Genomic DNA, 13,183 nt, shown 5'->3' with positions numbered 1-13,183 from the left:
ATGACGCCACCGAAGGTGCTTGGTGCGCCGAAACCCTGGTCATCGGTCATGATGAGAAGCACGTTCGGTGCACCCTTTGGCGGCACGACACGCGGCGCCCACCAGGGCTGCGACTCCGAGGCCTTCTCCTTGATCACACCGCCGAACGGCGGCGGCGGTGCGGGAAGCTGCTTGCCGTCGATCGTGGTCGTCGCACTCGGGGAGCCCGCTTCTCCGCTGACCGATTGTGCGAATGCTACGGAGCAACCGATTCCGGTCAAAGCTGTAAAGCCAACGGCGGCGATTAAGGCGCGAGAAACGCGCATATAGCGAGAGCGCATGGAACCCTCCTCTTGGCCACGCGAGGCAAGGTCTCTTTGGAAGAAGCAATATCGAACGATCACAGCTATCAGAACACCGATGGGAGTCTGATCCGGAAACATGGGCAATCGTACTTCCGCAATTTCGTTTCGGGACGCTTGCAACTCAATGAGTGTGTCCTGATGCCGGCCTGTGAAGTACCTTACTGTAACCTACAGTTTGCCGCGGACCGAAAATGGATGTCCGATTCGCTTCAGCCGTTCCTTCAGGATCGAAATTAATAAAATAGAAATGGATGGTACGCTAACATCTGCCGTTTGGCCTTGGGGCACCCCTGCTGCACTCCGGAACTGCGAGTAATTCTGCGGTTCGTCGCAGACGTTGGAGCAGAATGCGTTTCATGGTTGGCTGGTTTCAAATACGCTTCGGACGAAGAGTGCCGTTCGCTCCCTCAAGAAAGAAGCGCCCATGTCCCGCCTGAAACTGTTGCAGATCGCTCTGTTTGCATTCGGTGTCGTATTCTGTCTGGTCTATCCGCTTGCGATTATCTGGCCGTCGGGTTGGGCGTGGCATGATGGCCCGCCCTCCGCTTCGCACTATTTCATGATGATCGTCGGCATATACGCAACGCTTGGCATATTTCTCGTCCGCGCATCGCGAGACCCCATGGCACATCGATCGCTAATCGACTTCACGATCTGGTCGAGTGTCGTGCACGCGTTGATCATGGCGATCCAGTCCTTCAGCCCCGGCGCGCATATGGGTCATATGCTTGGCGACGTGCCGGCCCTGCTACTCGTGGCGGCGGTGCTCGGCGGGTTGACCTATTCCGGCGGCGCAAAGAACGACGGATAGCGACCAACGCGCCGGCCCCCTCGCCACATTGCTGGATGTGAACGCTAGCGATCTGATTAGGCGGCCGGCAAGCTCAATGCGATTTGTACAATAGCTGCCGCAGTGGTGAGCTGCGCAGAATAGGGCCGAGTATTCCAAAGGACTTTGCTTTGCTCTTGAGAGGGCGTTTCAGGCAAAAGAAACGGGAGGAGCGCGAGCCACCACGGGGGCGTCTGATATTCCTCGGCAACTCCTCCCCAAGAAGAACTGGCCGCCGGGCTTGGGGTGCATTCAACGGCCAGATGTCTTATCCTACACCGTTGAGATTAGCGCGTCTCTAATGAATTGGGATCAATCAATTCCGGTCGCGAGCAGATACTTCCATTTCCGCCAGCTGTGCTAGACTGGAGAGAATGGTCGCGCAGATAATTCAACAGTGCATGGCTTATCGGAGGTTTCATGAGCAAAACCAAAATGTTCTCGCCGATCTCGATTGGCGGCTTGGCGCTAAGAAACCGCATCGTCATCGCCCCGATGTGTCAATATTCGGCCGAAGACGGGCAGATGACCGACTGGCATCTCATCCATCTCGGAATGCTTGCCAACTCGGGCGCGGGCTTCCTGACGATCGAAGCAACCGCCGTTTCGCCGGAAGGGCGCATCTCCTACGGCGATGTCGGCCTCTATGACGATGCGTGCGAAGGCGCCATGCGGCGTGTACTCGAAGGCGTCCGGAGGTGGTCAGACATGCCTATCGGCATCCAGCTCGGCCACGCTGGTCGCAAGGCCTCGAGCGAGTTGCCCTGGAAGGGGGGCAGCCAGATTCGGCCAGGTGACGCCAACGGCTGGAAGACAGTCGCGCCGAGCGCCGTTCCCTTCAAGGAAATCTACGACGCGCCCGCGGCGCTCGACAGCGATGGGCTGGCGCGCTTGCGCAAGGCATTTGCGGACGCGGCAGCACGTGCGGCTCGCCTCGACCTTGCGGCGGTGCAGATCCATGGCGCCCATGGCTATCTCTTGCATCAGTTCTTGTCGCCAGTTTCCAACCATCGCACCGATGCCTATGGCGGGTCGCTCGAGAACCGGATGCGGTTCCCGCTTGAAATTTTCGAAACTGTTCGCGCTGCATTTCCTTCCGAGCGCCCGGTTACCATGCGGGTATCCGCAACGGATTGGGTCGACGATGGCTGGAATATCGATGAGACGATCGCCTTCGCGCAAGCCCTCGAACAACGCGGATGCAGCGCTTTCCACGTTTCAAGTGGCGGGCTCGCATCCAATCAACAGATCGTACTTGGCCCAAATTACCAGGTACCGTTCGCAAGAGCCGTCAAGGCCGCGACGCGCATGCCTGTCATTGCCGTCGGTCTCATAACCGAGTTCGAGCAAGCGGAAGCCATCCTTGGGACAGGTGACGCCGACCTGATCGCGATCGCAAGGGCGGTTCTCTACGACCCGAGATGGCCATGGCATGCGGCTGCGCATTTTGGCGAAAGTGTTGCCGCGGCGAACCAGTATTTGAGGTGCCAGCCACGACAATTTTCCTCTCTCTTCGAGGCAAATGCCGGTTAAAGACAGAGGATGGGACACCTCCGTACGACGGTGGCCGTGCGGGGAATCGCCCGCCTCAACGCATCAATCCATCCGCGAGCCCTGGCCATTCCTTTAGGAAAGCTGCACGGGCACGAATTCCGGGCGACGTTGCCTGCCGCTCCTTATCCTGAATGAGGCGCGCGAACACCAAAGTATCGTTGCCCTTCTTCGCCCAGCCGACATACCAGCCCCATCCGCGCGTCCTGTCGAACTCACCGTCCAACTTGCGCGGATATGCGCCGCCCGTCTTGCCTGAGATCGTCCACCCGCCTTGCACCTCGTTGCTTTCGACAATCTGACTGGTCATCTCATAGGCACGCGGGTTTACGGGTAATTGCCGATTGATGAATTTCTCCAGGAAGCGCACCTGCTCGATAGGCGAGATCTTTAGAGATGAGCTGATCCACGCCCGCTCGAGCGCATTGTTCTTACCGGAATCGCCGGAGAAATCAGCGTTGCCATATTTGAACGCAGTTGCGTAACCGCGCAGACGTTCGACCCCGATCGCCTGAGTGATCTGCTGTGAGAACCATACCACCGAATATTTCATCCATCGCGTCGGGTCAGTCGGCTGCCTCCACACCTCGCCGAGCCAATCGGGATAACCTTCGCGAAAGGGCAGCGTCGGGGAATGTGCATCCTTGAGATATCCGGCATCATACCCCATCACACTGAGGGCGATCTTGAACGTGGATGCTGGGGTGACCCTGCCGCTGCAATCGCCCTTTTCGTGGAGGATTCGGCCATCGGACGTATTGGCGATGACGGTGCAGATGGTCAGTGCTTGCGCTTCAACGCCCTGGTTGCCAAGCGCCAACAATGAGAGCGCCGCAAGATAGTACTTCTTCAAATCATCCTCCAGTATTGCCGATTGTCCTGAGGCCGAATTGGTGCGAGACTCACGCTTACCAACCCATGTGGCATATCAACGAGGGCAGAGATCGATCAATAGATCGGCGCAGCACAACGTTTTCCTTCCAATACCAGCTTCTTCGCCCGGGATAACGTATTGCTACCACTGAAATCATATGTCATTTCATCGTTAGTATAAGAGAAGGCCGGAGCGTATTTCCGGGCACATTGAATGAATTTGCTCGTTGCGACTGATCCAATTCGTTCGCGCCCCTGGCTCGGCTATGCAAGCGCGCTTTTGCTTGTCGTCGTTTCGCTCCTCCTGCGGATGTGGCTCGGGTTTTATGTGGGGGGTATCAACTATCTACTCTTTTATCCGGCAATTCTTCTAGCGAGCCTCCTTGGACGTTGGGGGCCCGGGGTTTTTGCGACGTTGTTTTCGGCTTTTCTGGCGCAGTACTTCTTTGTCGATCCGGTCGGTTCGGTTCTTCCGGAAACGACGGATCAATGGGCGGCACTGATCGGCTTTCTCTGCAACGGTTTCATTATCGTTGCGCTGATGGAGCGGGTAACTGCTGCCCATGCACAGCAGATGGTCCTGCAGAAGCAATTGCAGGATGCCGCCAAAACGCTCGAGTCGAAGGTGGAGCGCCGGACCACCCAGCTGAAAGCCGAAATGGAAGAGCGGACCGCAGCACAGGAGAAGGTGCGGCAACTGCAGAAGATGGAATCGATCGGTCAGCTGACCGGCGGCGTGGCCCACGACTTCAACAATATGCTCGCCATCATCATCGGCAGCCTCGACATGGCGACGCGTCGCCTCAGCGGAAATGAGGATCCGCGCCTCGTGAAATCCATTCAGAGCGCCAAGGAAGGCGCACAGCGCGCAGCGACTTTGACGGCACGTCTCCTCGCATTCTCGCGGCAGCAGCCATTGAAGCCCGAAATCATTGATGGAAACAAGCTCGTCGGCGGCATGTCCGAATTGCTGAGGCGCACGATCGGCGAGCACATTCAGATTGAGACGGTGCTTGCGGGCGGGCTTTGGAAAACCCATGCCGATATCGGCCAGCTGGAAAACGCCATCATCAATCTGTGCATCAACGCGCGCGACGCCATGCCAGATGGCGGCAAGCTGACGATTGAGACGGCAAATGCTGAACTTGATGATCGGTATGCGCGGCTGCATGACGAGGTCAAGCCCGGTCAATATGTGCTACTGAGTATTACTGACACTGGAACCGGCATGTCGAAGGAAGTGATCGAACGCGCGTTCGATCCATTCTACACCACGAAGGGGGCAGGAAAGGGCACTGGTCTGGGGTTGAGCCAAGTCTATGGCTATATCAAACAAACCGGCGGCCATATCAAAATCTACTCAGAAATTGATCGCGGCACGACGATCAAGATTTACCTGCCGCGCCGTCATGGCGAAGCGGAGGTTGTAGACACAGGACAAAGCCTGGAAACCCCGCTTCCTGTTGTCAACGGAACCAGAATTGTCCTCGTTGTTGAAGATGAGGATCAAGTCCGACACATGACGGTCGATGCCTTACGCGAACTTGGGTATACCGTGGTCCAGGCAAGCACGTCCAATGAGGCGCTGCAGCAGATGGAATTGCTGCCGCGTATTGACCTGCTTTTCACGGATATCGTTCTGCCAGAGACCAATGGCCGGCAATTGGCGGATATCATCCGGCAGAAACGCCCTGACGTGAAGGTTCTCTTCACGACGGGATATACGCGCAATGCCATTGTGCACAACGGCGTGCTAGATCATGGCGTTGATTTGCTGACAAAGCCGTTCACGATTGATCAGTTGGCGTTAAAACTGAAAGACGTCCTCGGATAATCGAAGATACCGCGAGACGTTGAGACAATGGGGAAGTAGTACGTGAACAAAGGGGCAAAAATTCTCGTCGTTGAAGACGAAGGTCTGCTTGCGATGATGGTCCAGGAAATGTTGGAGGAGTTGGGTTACGAGGTCCCGAGCGTTGCATCGACGCTCAGCGAGGGCGTAAGCCTGGTCGCAACGGGCACGTTCGATGCGGCGATCCTCGATATTTCGCTGCACGGTGAAAAGTCGTTCCCCATTGCTGAATTGCTCGTTGAGATGGGAATCCCGTTTGCGTTTTCATCCGGCTTTTCGCTTGAGGATGTCGAACCCGACTACGCCGCCCGCCCGCTTTTGCGCAAGCCGTACCAGCTTGCCGAACTCGAGCGGATTCTCGCAGCACTCTAGGAAAAGTTTTGCCTTTAGCGTCGTTCTGTCGGAGGGAATTCGCCGACTAGCCAGCGCCATGAGAGACAATTGGACTGGAGATTGCGATTTGCCTGTCGGCCTCAGTCGAGGCGATGGAGATGAGCAGCGCGACCGATGACCAACCGCCAGCCGCCGCAATCGTGCCCAGTCGCTCCAGCTCGTTCTTGATTTTTTGCGCTACCTCAAGTCGTTCAAGATTTTCAGCATTGACCTTTGCCATTAGTGCCCTCCAAGTTGCAGCTCACGTGGCGCACAACTAATCACATTGTCCGCCCCGGCGCTCTTGGCAATTGGTCGAATAGTCAGTTGGGCTCAGTGCCGTTGAGGTGACTTGATTCTGAATTTCGCCGGGTGAGCTTGACGCGCTGCCCCGTGAGGTCGTTGACCTCGATGAACCCCATTTCGATAAGATGCCAGAAACGGCAGTTTCTGATCCTTGGCGAGTGTGGCCAATTCCTGAAGCATAGTGGCAATATATTCGAGAGTATCTTTCTTCGTCGCCTTCATTTGCGGATGCTCGCCTGTGCATTGAGAACCGGACGGGGTGATCGGGCGTGCAATCCCATGACAACCGGATCGGGATGGTCGCCTGCCTTGCCTAACCGCTCGCGGGCAAGGTCCGAGATTTCGAACATGCCGGCATGGGTGAGAACGCCACCGAAAAAAGTAGGGACGCCGATTGGGCGTGGTGCCCAGCTGGCACGCCGAAAAATTCTCACCATGCGTGCATCGTAGACAGAGACAACGGTATCAAGGCCGGCGAAAAGGCCCACCTCGACGACGCCGGAGAAAAGTTCTGTCGTGACGTTGTTCAATCGACCGGGTTGCGCGGCGAGGTCGGGGTCAATGCAGAAGCGCGAGCTTTCCCAGATCAGGGGACTTTCGACAATATTGCCTTGGGGCAGAAGCGCACCGAATACGTCGCGCAACATATTGGGGCCAGTTGTTGGCAGAAGCCGAAGCGATCCCTGCAGTTTCCCCGTTTCTTCGTTAATCGACATCAAGTAGAGCGGATCGCATCTATCAAAACGATCGACCTCGCGGCCATTGTCTACATTGACTTCCCAGTTCAAGCGCTCTTTGAAAACCCGTGCGCGAAGTCGAAACATCTGTTCAAGAAAGTGGTCATGCGAAATATGTTCATCGGCGCCAAACACATGGATCATGGACAACACCCCGGTTTCTAGTACGGCGCAGTCTAGACAACGGCAAAACCCGCGCCATACCGGAGAACTGAGGTATTATCGAATGCTAAAGCAGATCGTGGGAGTAGAGTTTGGCCACCGCGTGGGTCAGGTTTTTGGCATCGAGTTTGCGGCGGGCGAGGTCTTGATAAAAACGCACTGTCTTTTCGCTCAAGGAAAGAATGATGCCAATCTCTGCCGCTGATTTTCCGGCGGCGGACCATTTCAAGCACTCGAGTTCGCGCGGCGATAGCTTTATCTTTGGTTCCCGATGTCCTTCAGCGCGCAGCACCATCTGGTGTATGTGATACGCCAGGACCGGGAAATCCCGAACCCAGGATGGCATGAGCCGGATCCATTGCCCGAGCCGCATGTTGCTTGAGATGGAAAGAAGGCCCTTTTCGCCGTACCTGCCACGGACGGGAAAGCTCAGCCCGTGCCTTCCGACACCGAATTCGACCGCTTCACCGAAGAAGCGCCGCAAAGGCGATTTGGTAACTTCGAATTTGCCCCAATCGACGGGCAAAATCGAGGAGAACCCTTGTTTCAAGACCGGATCGAGCTGCCAATAGTTCTGCTCGTTATAGCGGTTGATCCAGTTTTCGTTGTAAGTTGCCGAAACATAACGATTTCTCCCCATGGTTCCTGGTCGATTGACGGCAACGTAGGCGACCGTGCTGAGTTCATAAACGGCGGTGAGGCGAGCGAGCAGTTCGTGTACCTCGCTGTTGTTACGAACGGATTGTGCCTCCTCGATGAGATTGATGAAGTTCCGGTCGAGGTTCATGGAATGCGCTCTTGTGGCTATCACGCGCTCTTTTCCTTCGTTCGCATGCGCGCAACTCTAATACAGTTCGCGGCAAACTGTATTGGACTATAGTCTTAGACGCGCGCCCTCTTGGATAGCGGCAAGCTGCGCTAACACACGGAAGGACACTAGGCGCCTGGCACATGCGTCCTGGCTATGTTGCCGGCAGTTCGGGCTGCTTCCACCTGTTTGAGAAATTCTCCAAATGTATAAGTACAGGTGCGGTTAATTCCTAAGAATTAAACAAATGCCTTGGGCTTCAATACGAAATGATGATACTATTCTTTTTATCTAAGTGAAAGAACGCGGAAACTAATATCGAGTTGAATTTCGAGTAGATTGGAATATTCCGAAATAAAACAGAAATTCAATGTAGATAGACTTCGTATTTGTTTTCGCTATTGATGAAATGGAAGAGGTTGTATGTTGGATTTTCAAATATTGAATCTCTGACTGGAAGGGTTGGTTCGGTACGACATCGTTTGTTGCTCGTGCAATGCTGGGTCGATTGCTAGACGAAACTTGGGTTGAAGGGTAATCGGGAAGGGGTGCTATCCTCGCGGGGAAACATCTGATGAACGACGTCACGAAATGGCTGAGCGAGTTGAGCCTCGAGCACTTGGCCAGCACCTTCGCGCGCAGCCAGATCGATTTCGACAGCCTTCGACTGCTTTCGGACGCCGATTTGCAGGAAATGCAGATCCCCCTCGGCCCACGCAAGAAAATTCTGGCGGCAATTCAACGGTTGAACGAAGGCGGAAATGTGGAGCAGCTCGCTTCCGCGGCGGCCGAGCGGCGACAGCTTACGATCCTGTTCTGCGATCTGGTTGGCTCCACCGAATATGCGGTTCGACTCGATCCGGAGGATTTCAGCAAACTGACGCGCAAATATCTCGATCAGTGCAACGTTGCCGTGCGAAACCACAACGGCATCGCCGCAAACTATATAGGCGATGCATTTCAGGCCCTTTTTGGCTATCCGATTGCTGAAGAAGATGATGTCGAGCGCGCCTTGGAACTCGCTTTCGACATTCTCCAAATCGTCCCGCAGATCGAGGTTCCCGATGGCCCGCCTTTGCAAGTGCGCATTGGGATAGCCAGCGGCCTTGTCGTGGTCGGAGATTTCCTCGGCGCCCCCGCCGGCGTTTCCACCGTAGCGCTGGGATCCGTGCCAAACCTTGCGCAACGGTTGCAGATGCAGGCAAGCCCCCAGACGATCCTGACTGACCACCAGACATATGACGCAACAGCAGGCGCATTTGAATTCACCGATTGCGGCCAGCAGCATTTGAAGGGGTTTGGCGACGAGGTTCACGTTTGGCGGGCCGAAAAGGCTAAGATTCTCGAAAGCCGCTTCGCCAAGCGAACCCGGTTGACGGACCTCGTTGGCCGCCGCGCGGAATTGGGGCACTTGGTGGCGTTTTGGCATGAGGTCGTTGCCAGCAATGAGGGTAGGGTAGTTCTGATTTCCGGCGAGCCAGGGATTGGAAAATCACGGCTGGTATTTGAGGTGCAGCGCCGCGCCCCGCGAAGCACCTATCTTACGCTGCAATGCGCCAAGGCTTATTCGAACACCGCTTTGTTCCCCTTCCTCACCCTCCTGAGGCGATATGCCGGAATTAGCGAGAACGATTCCACCCCGGCGAACCTTGCAAAACTCGAAGCTATTTTGGTGCTGAGCGAGGTTGCGCTTGATGAGTCCTTGCCCATATTTGCGGGCCTCTTGTCGCTCGACCAGAAAAGATATCCACCCTCCGAACTGACGTCAGCCCACCAGCATGCCATTTCGCGGCGAATATTCGTCGATTGGTTGCACCATGTCGCCCGGATCAATCCCGTTCTGTTGGCAATCGAAGATGAACAGTGGATCGACCCTTCGTCGAGCGAGGTGCTGAAAACCCTTGCGGAGGAGGCACCCTCCTTTCCGATGCTCATCGTAGTGACAACGCGCGAGAAAACCGTCCGCGCCTGCCCGGATGCAAAACATGTGCAAAAACTCAGGTTGGAACGCCTTAATGATGAGGAGGCACTGCGTCTTGTCAACAGCATCGCAGGGGGGCGAGCTCTGCCCGGCGAAATCAACACATCCGTCGTCGACAAGGCAGAAGGCGTACCGCTTTTTGTAGAGGAGTTGGCGCGATCGGCCTTGGAAATGGGATCGACCCGCACTCACGCGGCGCTGGATGGACACCCCTCCAGAATAGGTGTGCCAAGCACGTTGCAGTCTTCGCTGCTTTCTCGCCTCGACAGGCTTGGGCCGGGCAAGGCAATCGCCCAGGCCGCTGCGGTTATCGGCCGCGAATTTGATATCAAGTTGCTTTCGCATATCTGTGAAATAGGTCGCGACGCGTTGGAGGAGGCATTGGTGCGACTTGCGGATTCCGGTCTCGTGCGCCAGCTCCCGGGTCGTTCCACCTATACATTCTCGCACGCGCTCCTGCAGGAGGCGGCGCGGGGCACGCTTTTGCGCGAGCGCTACCGCGACCTGCATCAGCGTGTTGCCGAAGCTATAGAAACTGTAGACCCTCGCATGGCCGCCGAGCACCCGGAAGTTCTGGCGCAACACTATGCGGAAGCGGCCATGCACGACCGCGCAGCCGATTGTTGGCTTGATGCTGGTCTTAACGTCGCCAAGACATGGGCCAAGGTCGAGGCGGCCAATATGTTTGCAAACGGACTTTCCTGCCTGCACAAACTGCCCGTGTCCTTGGAACGCAAACGCAAGGAACTGAAGCTCTGGTTGGCGCGAGGCGATGTGCTGTATGCAACATACGGATATGTGACCCGCGAAGGCAGCGAAGCCTACCGCAACGTCATGCGGCTCAGCGAGGAACTTGGCAACACAGAATCGCCGGTGCTTGCTCTCGACGGGCTGTTCGGCACCGCCTTCAATTCGGCGCGCTTTGCCGATGTTGAATGGGCGAGCAACCAGCTTCGCGATATTGGCGAGAAACAGAACAGCGTTCGAGCTCTGGTGCTCGGCTTGCAGTTCAAGGGAATGAGTCTGTTTTCGCAAGGTAGTCTGAGAGAGGCACGCGAGCACCTCGAACGGGCGCTCAGCTATATGGAACATGCCGCGGAGGTGGGCAGCGACTTTCCCAGCATGTCGTTGATCTACCTTGCCTTCACACGACATTTGCTTGGTGAATATGACGGGTCCATCGAACTTTATCGGGCGGCCGAACGCTATACGCGGCAACAATCCGCTTACCGACTCGCGGCCTGTCTCGGCGACGGCTGCATCCTGCACGCAATGCGAGACGACTCCGACACACTACGAACAATGACCGACGAACTCATACCGCTTGCCGCAGAAAATGGGCTTCAGCTCTGGTCGAAGATGGGCCTGTTCTTTCAGGGTTGGGCGATGGTGCGCGCGGGGAACAGCGCACTCGGCTTGAAGCAAATGGAAAGAATATGCGCCAGCCTCGGAGACCAGAAGATCGACAAATCCTGCTTGCTTGGCAACCTCGCCGGCAGTTACATCGAAATCGGTGATGTCGACAAAGCGTCCGAGAAGCTCAAGGAAGCGCTGGCGCTTGTGAAAAACACTGGCGAGCACTACTTCACTGCTGAACTCTTGCGGCTCGATGGCGAAATCAAGATGCGGCAGCAAGAGGAAAAGGAAGCGCTGGCGGCGTTCCGAAAGGCGGCTGCTTTTGCCCGTAAGCAAGGCGCAAAGTCCTGGGAACTCAAGGCGATCGAAAGCCTTGCGAAGCTTCTGCGGTCAATGGGCAAGGAAAGTGAGGCAGATCGCAAGTTGCGATCGATTGCGTCATCCGACAATTGACGCGCATTTGATCTAGCTTTGAGAGCTCTGTGCCTTCGCGTGGACCCTAGCGGTCGTGCGTGCGTCCCGAACTGGCGAGATAAAGCATCCCATAGGTAAGGGCGAACGAGGCGAGGCATGGCAGCAGGTAGTCAATAATTGTGCTCATATCGTCCTAACTAGATCGGAGGCTGAAAGTTCCAATTTCATTATAGCATAAGTGGAAAAGGTTGGGGGAGGGTTTACGCCGCGCTCCTCCACATAAATAGTTTGTTTGGCTTGCGCCGCGCAATACTAAGTGCCAGCGGCGTTGATATGGTCGTTCGATTCGATTCATATTGCCTCGGGGGAGAAACATATGGCGTATGATGCGGATGTTATTGTTATCGGCGCGGGTCTGGCTGGTTTGGTGGCGGCGACCGAACTCGCCGATGCCGGCAAGCGTGTGATCATCGTCGATCAGGAGCCGGAACAGACGCTTGGTGGACAGGCCTGGCGGTCGTTTGGTGGGCTGTTTTTCGTGAATTCTCCCGAACAGCGGCGTCTGCGCATCAAAGATTCCCGAGAACTCGCGTTTCAGGATTGGCTCGGCTCTGCCGGCTTCGATCGGAAGGACGATCATTGGCCACGCCGATGGGCAGAGGCCTATATCGATTTTGCTGCAGGCGAGAAGCGTCCATGGCTGCATGCCCTGGGCATGCGCTGGTTTCCAATCGTTGGCTGGGCGGAGCGGGGTGGATCGCTGGCCACGGGACACGGCAATTCGGTGCCGCGCTTTCACATTACATGGGGAACCGGCCTTGGAGTCGTCGAACCTTTCATCCGGCGGGCGCGTGAAGCGGAGCGCAGCGGACTAATCTCTTTCCGCTTCCGGCACCGCGTGACATCACTTGCGTCAAGTGCCGGCATGGTCGTAGGCGTTGAAGGCGAGGTCCTGGTGCCGAGCGATGTGAAGCGCAGCGAACCGAGTTCGCGCCTGGTCGCAACGCAGTTTTCGTTGAAGGCGCAGGCCGTCATCATCGCAAGCGGCGGGATCGGCGGCAATCACCATCTTGTGCGGCGAAACTGGCCGAGGCGGCTCGGCACCCCTAAGCACCTCATCAGCGGCGTCCCGGATCACGTCGACGGACTTATGCTCGGTATCGCCGAGCGCGCTGGCGCGCATCTGATCAACAGCGATCGCATGTGGCACTACGTCGAGGGGGTTCACAACTGGGATCCGATCTGGACGAACCACGCGATACGCATACTGCCCGGCCCCTCATCACTATGGTTCGATGCAGAAGGCCGCCGCCTGCCGGCTCCGTGCCTGCCCGGATTCGACACATTGTCGACGCTCGATCACATCATGAAAAGCGGCTTCGATTATTCATGGTTCGTGTTGAACCATACGATCGTGAAGAAGGAGTTCACGCTATCCGGGTCTGAGCAGAACCCCGATTTCACCTCCAAGAGCTGGCGCCAGGTGCTGAAGCGAGCCCTGGGTGGTGTGCCGGCGCCAGTGCAGGCGTTTCTCGATAATGGTGAGGATTTCATCGTCGAGAAGGATCTGGGCAACCTTGTGCGGCGCATGAATGCCC

Annotated in this window: 10 protein-coding genes and 1 pseudogene; 6 read left to right on the top strand and 5 right to left on the bottom strand. The window is 56.4% G+C overall.

Translation table 11 applies throughout. The features are described from left to right. Positions 1-305: pseudogene (locus tag AAAB35_RS01850) on the bottom strand (arylsulfatase); the annotation flags it as partial. 463 nt (positions 306-768) lie between these two features. Between AAAB35_RS01850 and AAAB35_RS01845 the strand changes: the two are divergent. Then, positions 769-1,155, top strand: a complete 387-nt coding sequence (locus AAAB35_RS01845) for a DUF6632 domain-containing protein (RefSeq protein WP_340666551.1) — start codon at positions 769-771, stop codon at positions 1,153-1,155. Between the two features lie 438 nt (positions 1,156-1,593). Next, on the top strand, positions 1,594-2,706 hold the full coding sequence (locus tag AAAB35_RS01840; protein WP_340666550.1) for an NADH:flavin oxidoreductase/NADH oxidase: 1,113 nt from the start codon (positions 1,594-1,596) through the stop codon (positions 2,704-2,706). Between the two features lie 55 nt (positions 2,707-2,761). Here the strand turns inward: AAAB35_RS01840 and blaOXA are convergent, their stop codons facing one another. Next, positions 2,762-3,577, bottom strand: coding sequence for a class D beta-lactamase (gene blaOXA, locus AAAB35_RS01835; protein ID WP_340666549.1), 816 nt, complete (start codon positions 3,575-3,577; stop codon positions 2,762-2,764). Positions 3,578-3,811: 234 nt separating this feature from the next. Between blaOXA and AAAB35_RS01830 the strand changes: the two genes are divergently transcribed. Beyond that, positions 3,812-5,431, top strand: coding sequence for an ATP-binding protein (locus AAAB35_RS01830; RefSeq protein WP_340666548.1), 1,620 nt, complete (start codon positions 3,812-3,814; stop codon positions 5,429-5,431). A gap of 42 nt (positions 5,432-5,473) precedes the next feature. Beyond that, a complete protein-coding gene (locus AAAB35_RS01825; RefSeq protein WP_340666547.1) occupies positions 5,474-5,821 on the top strand; it encodes a response regulator in 348 nt (115 codons plus the stop codon). Positions 5,822-5,867: 46 nt separating this feature from the next. Here the strand turns inward: AAAB35_RS01825 and AAAB35_RS01820 are convergent, their stop codons facing one another. The 3 genes from AAAB35_RS01820 to AAAB35_RS01810 all read right to left on the bottom strand — a co-directional run bounded on the left by AAAB35_RS01820 (position 5,868) and on the right by AAAB35_RS01810 (position 7,837). Continuing rightward, positions 5,868-6,062 (bottom strand): hypothetical protein, encoded by a 195-nt coding sequence (locus AAAB35_RS01820; RefSeq protein WP_340666546.1) that lies wholly within the window; start codon positions 6,060-6,062, stop codon positions 5,868-5,870. A gap of 283 nt (positions 6,063-6,345) precedes the next feature. Next, a complete protein-coding gene (locus tag AAAB35_RS01815; protein ID WP_340666545.1) occupies positions 6,346-7,008 on the bottom strand; it encodes an acyl-homoserine-lactone synthase in 663 nt (220 codons plus the stop codon). An 85-nt stretch (positions 7,009-7,093) separates the two neighbouring features. Next, positions 7,094-7,837, bottom strand: a complete 744-nt coding sequence (locus tag AAAB35_RS01810; protein WP_340666544.1) for a LuxR family transcriptional regulator — start codon at positions 7,835-7,837, stop codon at positions 7,094-7,096. Between the two features lie 571 nt (positions 7,838-8,408). On the opposite strand from AAAB35_RS01810, the gene AAAB35_RS01805 reads away from it, so the two are divergent. After that, positions 8,409-11,624: an adenylate/guanylate cyclase domain-containing protein gene (locus tag AAAB35_RS01805; protein ID WP_340666543.1), complete on the top strand. Its 3,216-nt coding sequence runs from the start codon at positions 8,409-8,411 to the stop codon at positions 11,622-11,624. Positions 11,625-11,961: 337 nt separating this feature from the next. Further along, on the top strand, positions 11,962-13,183 hold a 1,222-nt coding region (locus tag AAAB35_RS01800; protein ID WP_340666542.1), incomplete at its 3' end, for an FAD-binding dehydrogenase.

The sequence above is a fragment of the Phyllobacterium sp. genome (assembly GCF_037994425.1).
Lineage (GTDB): Bacteria > Pseudomonadota > Alphaproteobacteria > Rhizobiales > Rhizobiaceae > Phyllobacterium.
This window is presented reverse-complemented; position numbering and strand designations above follow the sequence as displayed.

What these genes read in the sequence shown, in the direction of transcription:
- AAAB35_RS01845 (WP_340666551.1), top strand. Translation starts at nt 769, where the DNA reads ATGTCCCGCCTGAAACTGTTGCAGATCGCTCTGTTTGCATTCGGTGTC.
- AAAB35_RS01830 (WP_340666548.1), top strand. Translation starts at nt 3,812, where the DNA reads ATGAATTTGCTCGTTGCGACTGATCCAATTCGTTCGCGCCCCTGGCTC.
- AAAB35_RS01805 (WP_340666543.1), top strand. Translation starts at nt 8,409, where the DNA reads ATGAACGACGTCACGAAATGGCTGAGCGAGTTGAGCCTCGAGCACTTG.
- AAAB35_RS01815 (WP_340666545.1), bottom strand. Translation starts at nt 7,008, where the DNA reads ATGATCCATGTGTTTGGCGCCGATGAACATATTTCGCATGACCACTTT.
- AAAB35_RS01840 (WP_340666550.1), top strand. Translation starts at nt 1,594, where the DNA reads ATGAGCAAAACCAAAATGTTCTCGCCGATCTCGATTGGCGGCTTGGCG.
- AAAB35_RS01820 (WP_340666546.1), bottom strand. Translation starts at nt 6,062, where the DNA reads ATGGCAAAGGTCAATGCTGAAAATCTTGAACGACTTGAGGTAGCGCAA.